This is a genomic window from Sinobaca sp. H24 (assembly GCF_023845525.1).
Window position 1 is genome coordinate 155,471 of sequence record NZ_JALBWT010000011.1, and the last position, 7,758, is coordinate 163,228.

The 7,758-nt window shown below is 45.7% G+C and carries 8 protein-coding genes and 1 pseudogene; 7 read left to right on the top strand and 2 right to left on the bottom strand.

What is annotated here, in order from left to right; genetic code table 11:
* Window positions 1–14 precede the first annotated feature (14 nt).
* Window positions 15–2,402: a 3-hydroxyacyl-CoA dehydrogenase/enoyl-CoA hydratase family protein gene (locus tag MMY81_RS15895; RefSeq protein ID WP_252313640.1), complete on the bottom strand. Its 2,388-nt coding sequence runs from the start codon at window positions 2,400–2,402 to the stop codon at window positions 15–17.
* A gap of 365 nt (window positions 2,403–2,767) precedes the next feature.
* On the opposite strand from MMY81_RS15895, the gene MMY81_RS34105 reads away from it, so the two are divergent.
* The 3 genes from MMY81_RS34105 to MMY81_RS34115 are packed head-to-tail and all read left to right on the top strand — an operon-like array spanning window position 2,768 to window position 3,729.
* Entirely contained in the window at window positions 2,768–3,055 is a 288-nt protein-coding gene (locus MMY81_RS34105; protein WP_308215344.1) for a phytanoyl-CoA dioxygenase family protein, read from the top strand.
* Between the two features lie 49 nt (window positions 3,056–3,104).
* On the top strand, window positions 3,105–3,500 hold the full coding sequence (locus MMY81_RS34110) for a phytanoyl-CoA dioxygenase family protein (RefSeq protein WP_308215346.1): 396 nt from the start codon (window positions 3,105–3,107) through the stop codon (window positions 3,498–3,500).
* A gap of 55 nt (window positions 3,501–3,555) precedes the next feature.
* Window positions 3,556–3,729 carry a hypothetical protein gene (locus tag MMY81_RS34115; protein WP_308215347.1) on the top strand — a complete coding sequence of 58 codons (174 nt, stop codon included), beginning with the start codon at window positions 3,556–3,558 and terminating at the stop codon, window positions 3,727–3,729.
* A 43-nt stretch (window positions 3,730–3,772) separates the two neighbouring features.
* Here the strand turns inward: MMY81_RS34115 and MMY81_RS15905 are convergent, their stop codons facing one another.
* The gene (locus tag MMY81_RS15905) at window positions 3,773–5,311 is read right to left on the bottom strand and encodes a BCCT family transporter (protein ID WP_252313641.1); all 1,539 of its coding nucleotides are present in this window, start codon (window positions 5,309–5,311) and stop codon (window positions 3,773–3,775) included.
* 172 nt (window positions 5,312–5,483) lie between these two features.
* Here MMY81_RS15905 and MMY81_RS15910 point away from each other — a divergent pair, with 172 nt between their 5' ends.
* From MMY81_RS15910 to MMY81_RS15925, 4 genes and pseudogenes are all read left to right on the top strand, one after another.
* Window positions 5,484–6,320 (top strand): DUF2254 family protein, encoded by an 837-nt coding sequence (locus MMY81_RS15910; RefSeq protein ID WP_252313642.1) that lies wholly within the window; start codon window positions 5,484–5,486, stop codon window positions 6,318–6,320.
* Window positions 6,321–6,342: 22 nt separating this feature from the next.
* A pseudogene (locus MMY81_RS15915) lies at window positions 6,343–6,600 on the top strand (DUF2254 family protein); the annotation flags it as partial.
* Between the two features lie 96 nt (window positions 6,601–6,696).
* Window positions 6,697–6,876: a hypothetical protein gene (locus tag MMY81_RS15920; protein WP_252313643.1), complete on the top strand. Its 180-nt coding sequence runs from the start codon at window positions 6,697–6,699 to the stop codon at window positions 6,874–6,876.
* 115 nt (window positions 6,877–6,991) lie between these two features.
* On the top strand, window positions 6,992–7,758 hold a 767-nt coding region (locus tag MMY81_RS15925; RefSeq protein ID WP_252313644.1), incomplete at its 3' end, for a dihydroxy-acid dehydratase domain-containing protein.

Below are 7,758 nucleotides of genomic sequence, written 5' to 3' on the forward strand. Positions count from 1 at the left end.
TTCCCTCCATTCGTTTAATTTCTCAGCGGTTTTCCTTTAGACAGCATGTGCTGCATGCGCTGCTGTGACTTTGGCTCTCCTACGAGACTAAGGAATGCTTCTCTTTCCAGGTCGAGAAGGTATTGTTCGTCCACCATCGTTCCTTTTGGAACTTTCCCGCCGGCAATAACATGTGCCAGCTTTTCGGCAATTTTTAAGTCATGCGGCGAAGCCATTCCCCCGAGCTCCATTGTTTTTGCTCCAAGCTTCATGGCGGCGTAGCCTGCTTCTCCGGATACAGCCACTTTCTCACGCTGAGGAGCGCGGTAGCCTGTATCAAAGAGATGGCTCACCTGCTGTTTGGCGTGGTAGAGCACATGGTCTGCATTTGTAATAACTGCATCCCTGTCCTTTAAAAATCCGTTGTCTGCTGCTTCATGGCCGGACGTGGATGTTTTAGCTGTAGCAATGGTTTCAAATGTCTTAAAAGAAGCTTTAAGAAGTCCGGCTGTATTTTTCGGATCAAGGCCTTCAATATTACGCATATAGAGCTCCTTGTTTCCGCCGCCTCCCGGTATCAGGCCGACACCGACTTCTACAAGTCCCATATATGTTTCCGAGGCTGCCTGAATGCTGGCAGAAGGCAGGCATATTTCCGCACCGCCCCCGAGTGTCATAGCATGCGGCGCAGTAACGACCGGACGTTCAGCATATTTAATAGCCATAGCTGCCTGCTGGAATTGTTTGATTACCATATCTATTTCAAAGAAATTATCATCCTGGGCTTCCATGAGAATCATCATTAAGTTAGCGCCTACACAGAAGTTTTTTCCCTGGTTGCCGATAACAAGGCCTTTATAGTTTTTGTTAACCTCTTCAATCGACTGGTTGATCATTTGAATAACATCCAGTCCTATTGAATTATTCGGTGATTGAAACTCGAGCAGAGCGACGTCGTCTCCAATATCAATGAGGGAGGCGCCCGCGTTTTTCTTAATAACGCCGTGTGATTTTTTTATCGAAGCAAGTGATATTTCTTTTTTATTTATTTTCTTTTTCTCGTAAGAGCCATTTTCGAAGTATTCTCCGTCCTGTTTGTAAAAAGAGTCAATGCCGCTGTCGAGCATCTTCTGAATCCAGCCGGGAAGAGTGATGCCCTCAGCCGTCATCCGTCCTGCTGTCTTTTTAAAACCAAGACTGTCCCAAATTTCGAAAGGTCCCTGTTCCCATCCGAAGCCCCACTTCATTGCTTCATCCACTGCCACAATGTCGTCTGCAATTTCTTCCTTTTTCTCGGCTGAATAAAGAAGAACCGGTTTGAGGATACTCCATAAAAAGTGACTCACTTCATCTTCGCTGAACACCAGTGTCTGCAATTTCACGGCAGGGTCTTTTTCCTGTTTAGCCTGCTCTATGACAGGTGATTTCCATTTTTGACGTTCCTGGTACTCCATCGTATCTGTGTTAAGTTCCAGAATGGCGCTGCCTTCCGCCGTTTTTTCTTTCTTAAAAAATCCCTGGCCGGCTTTGCTGCCGATCCAGCCCTTTTCCCCCATCTCTTTCATAAAGGAAGGAGAATCAAAAACCTGCTGTTCTTCTCCTTCTACCTGATCATGGACGTTTTTGGCTACGTGCAGAAAGGTATCCAGCCCTACTACATCAAGTGTGCGAAATGTAGCACTTTTCGGGCGCCCTATCAGGGGTCCTGTTACGGCATCCACCTGGCCGACTGATAGATTCTGCTTTTTCATTTCCTGTACAGTGATCAGCAGTCCATATGTTCCAATCCGGTTTGCAATAAAATTAGGTGTATCTTTTGCTTCCACGACCCCTTTTCCGAGCGTGTCTTCTGCAAACTGCTTCATGCCTTCCATAATCTCACGGCTTGTATGTTTGGTTGGTATAATTTCTAAAAGCTTTAAATACCGAGGCGGATTAAAAAAGTGAGTGCCCATAAAATGTTTCTGGAAAGATTCGGATCGTCCCTCTGCCATCGCTTCGATGGAAATACCGGACGTATTGGAGCTCACTATTGTTGTATCCGAGCGGTATTTATCCACCTGCTCAAACACCTTCTGCTTAATCGGCAGATTTTCTGTAACTACTTCAATAACCCAGTCCACTTCGCTGATCCGTTCCATGTCATCTTCCATATTGCCGGTCTCAATTAAGTTTAGGTTGGACCTGGAAGTCAACGGTGCCGGCTTCTGCTTTAACAGCTTCATTTTTGATACTTCGCTTAATCGGTTTCTGACGGCTTTATCGTCCATCGTCAATCCTGCTTTTTGTTCTTTTTCAGATAGTTCCCTCGGGACAATATCCATTAGGATTACCGGTATTCCTATATTTGCCAAATGAGCGGCAATCCCTGATCCCATCACGCCGGAACCAAGTACGGCTGCTTTTTGAATGGATGTTTTCATGATCGGCCTCCTTGTTTGAATGAATACTCATTCATAATGTGTACTTTAACTATAAATGAAAGGGTTTACTTTAGCAAGTCCTTCTGATTGTATTTTTTTTGGAATAAAAAATACTTCTCTTCTAATAGAAGAAAAGTATAATGCGCGTCTCTTATACCTCCAGCTGAACCGCTGATGCAAAGATGTTTCCAGCCGCTTTTTTTAGCTGAAAATATTATTTCCAATTCACTCCAAGAATGTAAAAAATACAAAAAGAGGCATGAAAAATACATTTTTTTCGATTTCCATGTTTTATTTTCCGAATAATAGGAAAAAGCCTATAACACCGGAGGTCTAAATTTAATACTGAAGGAGTGCATCATATTATGACTACCGATCGATACCCATCCCGTCACCAGGCCGAGGCGTCCATTACGGAGCGCAAGGACCCGGTGGCTTATAGAAACCCCGACTTTTCCGAGGGACCGCTGACGAAGGCGGACGAAGACTTTTACGACGAAAACGGCTACCTGCTGTTTGAAAACCTGTTTGAGCCCGACGAAATCAAAGCGATGATCCGCGAGCTCAAGCAGACGATGGAGCGCAACCAGGACCGCGACTCGGTCGAAGTGATCAAAGAGCCGGAAAGCAACGATATCCGCACCGTGTTTTGAAATTCATAAAGACAGCGGCTTCTTTGAGTCGCTCGCGCAAAATGACCGCATCGTCCAGGCGGCTCAGCAGCTTTTAGGCAGTGAGGTGTACATTACGCAGTCGCGCATTAATTTTAAGCCCGGTTTTAAAGGCAAGGAGTTCTACTGGCACTCTGATTTTGAAACGTGGCACGTCGAAGACGGCATGCCCGACATGCGCGCGGTCAGCTGCTCGATTGTGCTGACCGACAACTACGAGTTTAACGGCCCGCTGATGCTCGTGCCGGGCTCACAGAAATGGTACATTTCCTGCCCCGGTGAGACGCCGAAGGAGAACTACAAGTCGTCGCTGCAGAAGCAGGAAAGCGGCGTGCCGGACAACGACAGCATGAGCTGGCTCGTCGACAAAGCCGGCGGCAGCATCGACGCGCGCCACCGGCCCGGCCGGCTCCGTGCTCTTCTTTGACTGCAACACCATGCACGGCTCATCCGGGAACATTTCCCCGTATGCGCGCAGCAACGTGTTCTTTGTATTCAACTCCATCGAAAACAAGCTCACCCACCCGTTCTCCGGCCAGTCGCCGCGTCCGGAATTCCTGGCGAACCGCGAGAACGTTCAGCCCATCACACCAAAACCAGAGAAACTAACAGACATTCCATCCACTACCACTTCTAAAACAAAAACAAAATCATAAACAAACTGCTGCGGTTGACCTCCCCGCAGCAGTCTTTTTTTTATTATTTTTTATAAATACTCTGGCTTTGTGCCATCTGTTTTGCTGCACGAGGCGCAAGCCACAGTGTCGGCAGCAGAATAATAGATACCGGAACAGCCGTTACAACAATAAAAGACTGCAGTGCATCTACGCTGCCTTCTCCAATAAATAGAAGACAGGCCGCTGCCCCACCCATTGCCGCTACCCAGAAAACGCGGACGATTGAATGAGGCTCATCTCTCCCGCTTACTACCATGGAAATCGTATAGGCCATCGAGTCAGTCGTAGTAATAACAAACAAAATAGTAACAAGAAGAAAACCAAACGTCAGGACACCTGCTAATGGAAGCTGCTGAACAATCGCCATCATTGAAGCCGGCATCCCTCCTTCATATAATGGATCCGATACAGAGCCGGGTCTGTTCAGTTCATAAAAAACCCCCGTTCCTCCTACAATCGTAAACCAAAAATTAGTTACTACCGGGGCAATAACCGCCACTGATAATACGAGCTGACGTATCGTTCTTCCTCTTGATATTTTGGTAATAAAGATAGCCATCATCGGTCCGTATCCGAGGAACCATCCCCAGAAAAATATAGTCCAAAGTCCAAGCCAGTCATCGTCGCCCCGAAATGTCGCCATGCGGGGGAATTCCTGAACATACACTCCAAATGAAGATATAAACATATCAATAATAAACCCGCCCGGCCCGACCAGCAGAATCACTGCGATAAGAACGACTGTAAACCAGACATTAAAGCTGCTGAGCCATTGAATGCCTTTATGGACTCCTGTTACCGCGGAAATGGAAGCAACGATAACCAGGCCGGCAATAATAGCCAGCTGGACAGGATACTCATTAGGAATACCCATAAGCGTTTCCATACCATAACCTGCCTGAGTTCCTAAAAAACCGATAGGACCAATGGTACCAGCCGCTACAGCAATAATAGAGCAGATATCTACAGTTGATCCGATCCAGCTGTTTTCCGCAATACCCCTGCCGAATATTGGATATAGTAACGACCTTGGCTTTAAAGGCATACCTTTTTCATAGTGGGCATGCATTAAAACAATAGTACTCAGCGTACCGAGTACCGCCCAGGCAAGAAAGCCCCAGTGCAGATAACTCTGGGCAAGTGCCGGGGCAGCAGCTTCCATAGAAGAACCTTCTATTCCCGAGAATACTGGCGGCAGTTCCATAAAATGATAAATCGGTTCAGCCGCTGCCCAAAAAACACCACCTCCGGCCAGCAGGGTACACATAATAATAGATAACCATTTTCCTGTTGCAAATTCCGGTGCATTTTTATTTCCCAGCCTTACTTTTCCATATGTAGAAAATGCTAAGTATAACGCTGTTATAAACGTACCCAGCAGCAGAAGCTGCCAAAATCCGCCAAACCAGGCTGCAGCCCATCCGAATGTAATGTTAACAAAGTTTCCGACTGCATCCGGATTTATAACGGATGCAATAATAAACAACACGAGCAGACCGCCGCTCACTCCAATAACCGGCCAGTCATTCTGCTTCATGGATGAAGATTTTTTTGTATTCATTCTATTCCCGCTTTCTCTCTCTATTCTAAACACTAATGAGCTATCGTAATAGATGCGGCTTTTTCCGTCAATAAATTTATCTTTTGCATTTCCTTTTACAATTTGGAGTGTAAAATTCTGTAGAAAGTGGTACAGTACACTTTGCACTAAAAATAGAATGCGGGGATGATATATGAACTTACAACGCTTTATGCCAAGACCAATTCGTAAGCTCTTAAGCTTATCGAAACATCAATTAAAATATGAATTACGATCAAACCTCTGGTTTATCTGCGTCATATATGCACTTATAGGAATAGGTATCGCTGGAATAGCCTACTGGATCGATATTTCCAGTCAGTACGGAGAATCAGCTCCTGCCTTTTTCTCAGCAGGATACTCTCAAACAAGTACGATTGTAAGCTCTCTTATTGCCGGGAGTATTACATTGAACGCGTTCACGCTGAACTCTATCCTCGTCGTACTTACGAACTTCTCCGGCCAGTTTACGCCGCGGATGCTCGTTACGTTTGTAGCAGATAAACGGACCCAGCACGTTCTGGGAATGTTTAACTTAGTATTTGTATTTATTTTAATGGCGTTTTTCCTGATCGACGCCAATGTAGAAACATATGTTGCTTTCCCTACCTTAACGATTATCTTTATGTTTCTTGGGCTTGCTACTTTTATTTACTTTTTGAACCATGCAGTAAACTGGATGCAGGTGCCTAACCTGACGCTTAACATGAAAAACGAATCCCAGGAACGAATTCTGGCTACTTTAGTGCAGGATCTTGAACCCTACCGTACAAAGGAACCGAACACCTCTGTCGATGAACTGCCGGAAACGGACAAAATGTACATCGCCGCGGACGGTGCCGGCTTTGTACAGATTATCGATTACCGCAGGATGGTTTCCTACGCGGAAGACCATAATCTTGTCGTAAAACTGGAAAAGCGAATCGGTGATTTTGTGCTCGAAGGCATTCCTGTCGTAAGTTATTGGAAAAAAGATAAACACACCGGTTGATGAAAACGCTCTGCGCCGGTTTATTTTTCTCGGGTCAAAGAAAACGGAAGTTCAGGATATTGAGTTCGGTATTAACAAACTAAAAGAAATAGCGATCAAATCAATTGGAAACGATGATCCAAACACGGCTTCCAACGCTATTTACCAGCTTACAGACCTGCTGCTTTCCATTTCCAAAATCACCCGCTTCACTCCTTATTTAACAGACACGAATAATGATCTCCGGGTTATTATTGAAGATGAATCGTTTGATTATTATCTATATGCTGCTTTAGCACATATTAGTATTTATGCAAAATCAGATCCGATCATTACCAATGATGTACTGGAAGCTTTAGCGCTTCTTACCGAATCGGTGGCCGGAGAAAATCATGAAATGTGCTGGAACTTCGCAGCAATGATTGCCCGCGGTTATATAAGTCCGTTTGTATTTGAACACAACGAAAAAAGATTTTATGCAAGTCTTCGCAGTATATCTGAGACAACGGATAAGCGTGAAGAATACAGAAGCCTCGAAGAAGAACTACGTGCGCGCCTGACTCCAGATAACGAATAACCAGAAGCAGCCAGGCGGCTGCTTCTTTTTCTATATTGCGAGTTCCGGCATTTCCTAGTATGATAAGTAGTATTGCCATAGTTTTCTGACAACAGATGAGAGAGGATGTATAAAAATGGGAGATAAGAAAGACCTCCGTATCCGCAGTAAAGTAATCAGCGAAGGCGCGAACCGCACGCCAAACCGTGCCATGCTCCGAGCTGTAGGATTCAAAGACGAAGACTTTAAAAAACCGATGATTGGTATCGCAAGCACATGGAGCGAGGTCACCCCTTGTAATATACATATCGATGGCCTTGCCCGGGAAGCAAAAAAAGGCGCTGCCCAGGCCGGCGGTGCTCCTATGATATTTAATACTATTACTGTATCTGACGGTATTGCGATGGGCCACGAAGGCATGCACTATTCCCTTCCAAGCCGGGAAATCATTGCAGATTCTATGGAAACCGTAACCAGCGCTGAACGCCTTGATGGGGTTGTAGCAATTGGCGGCTGTGACAAAACGACGCCGGCTTCCCTGATTGCACTTGCCCGTCTTAACCTTCCAAGTGTATACGTATACGGCGGCACCATTCAGCCGGGAAAACTGAACGGAAAAGACGTAGACATTGTTTCTTCCTTTGAAGCTGTAGGACAGCACCAGCAGGGCATCATCAATGATGAGGAACTTCATCAGGTGGAATGTAACTCATGTCCCGGCGCCGGCGCCTGCGGAGGCATGTACACAGCAAATACCATGGCAGCCGCAGTGGAAGCACTTGGTATGAGCATCCCTGGATCGTCTTCTACTCCTGCTATCAACAAATATAAGGAAACAGAATGCCAGCAGGCTGGAGAGCTCGTTATTCAGCTGCTCGAAAAGGATATCTATCCAAAAGAACA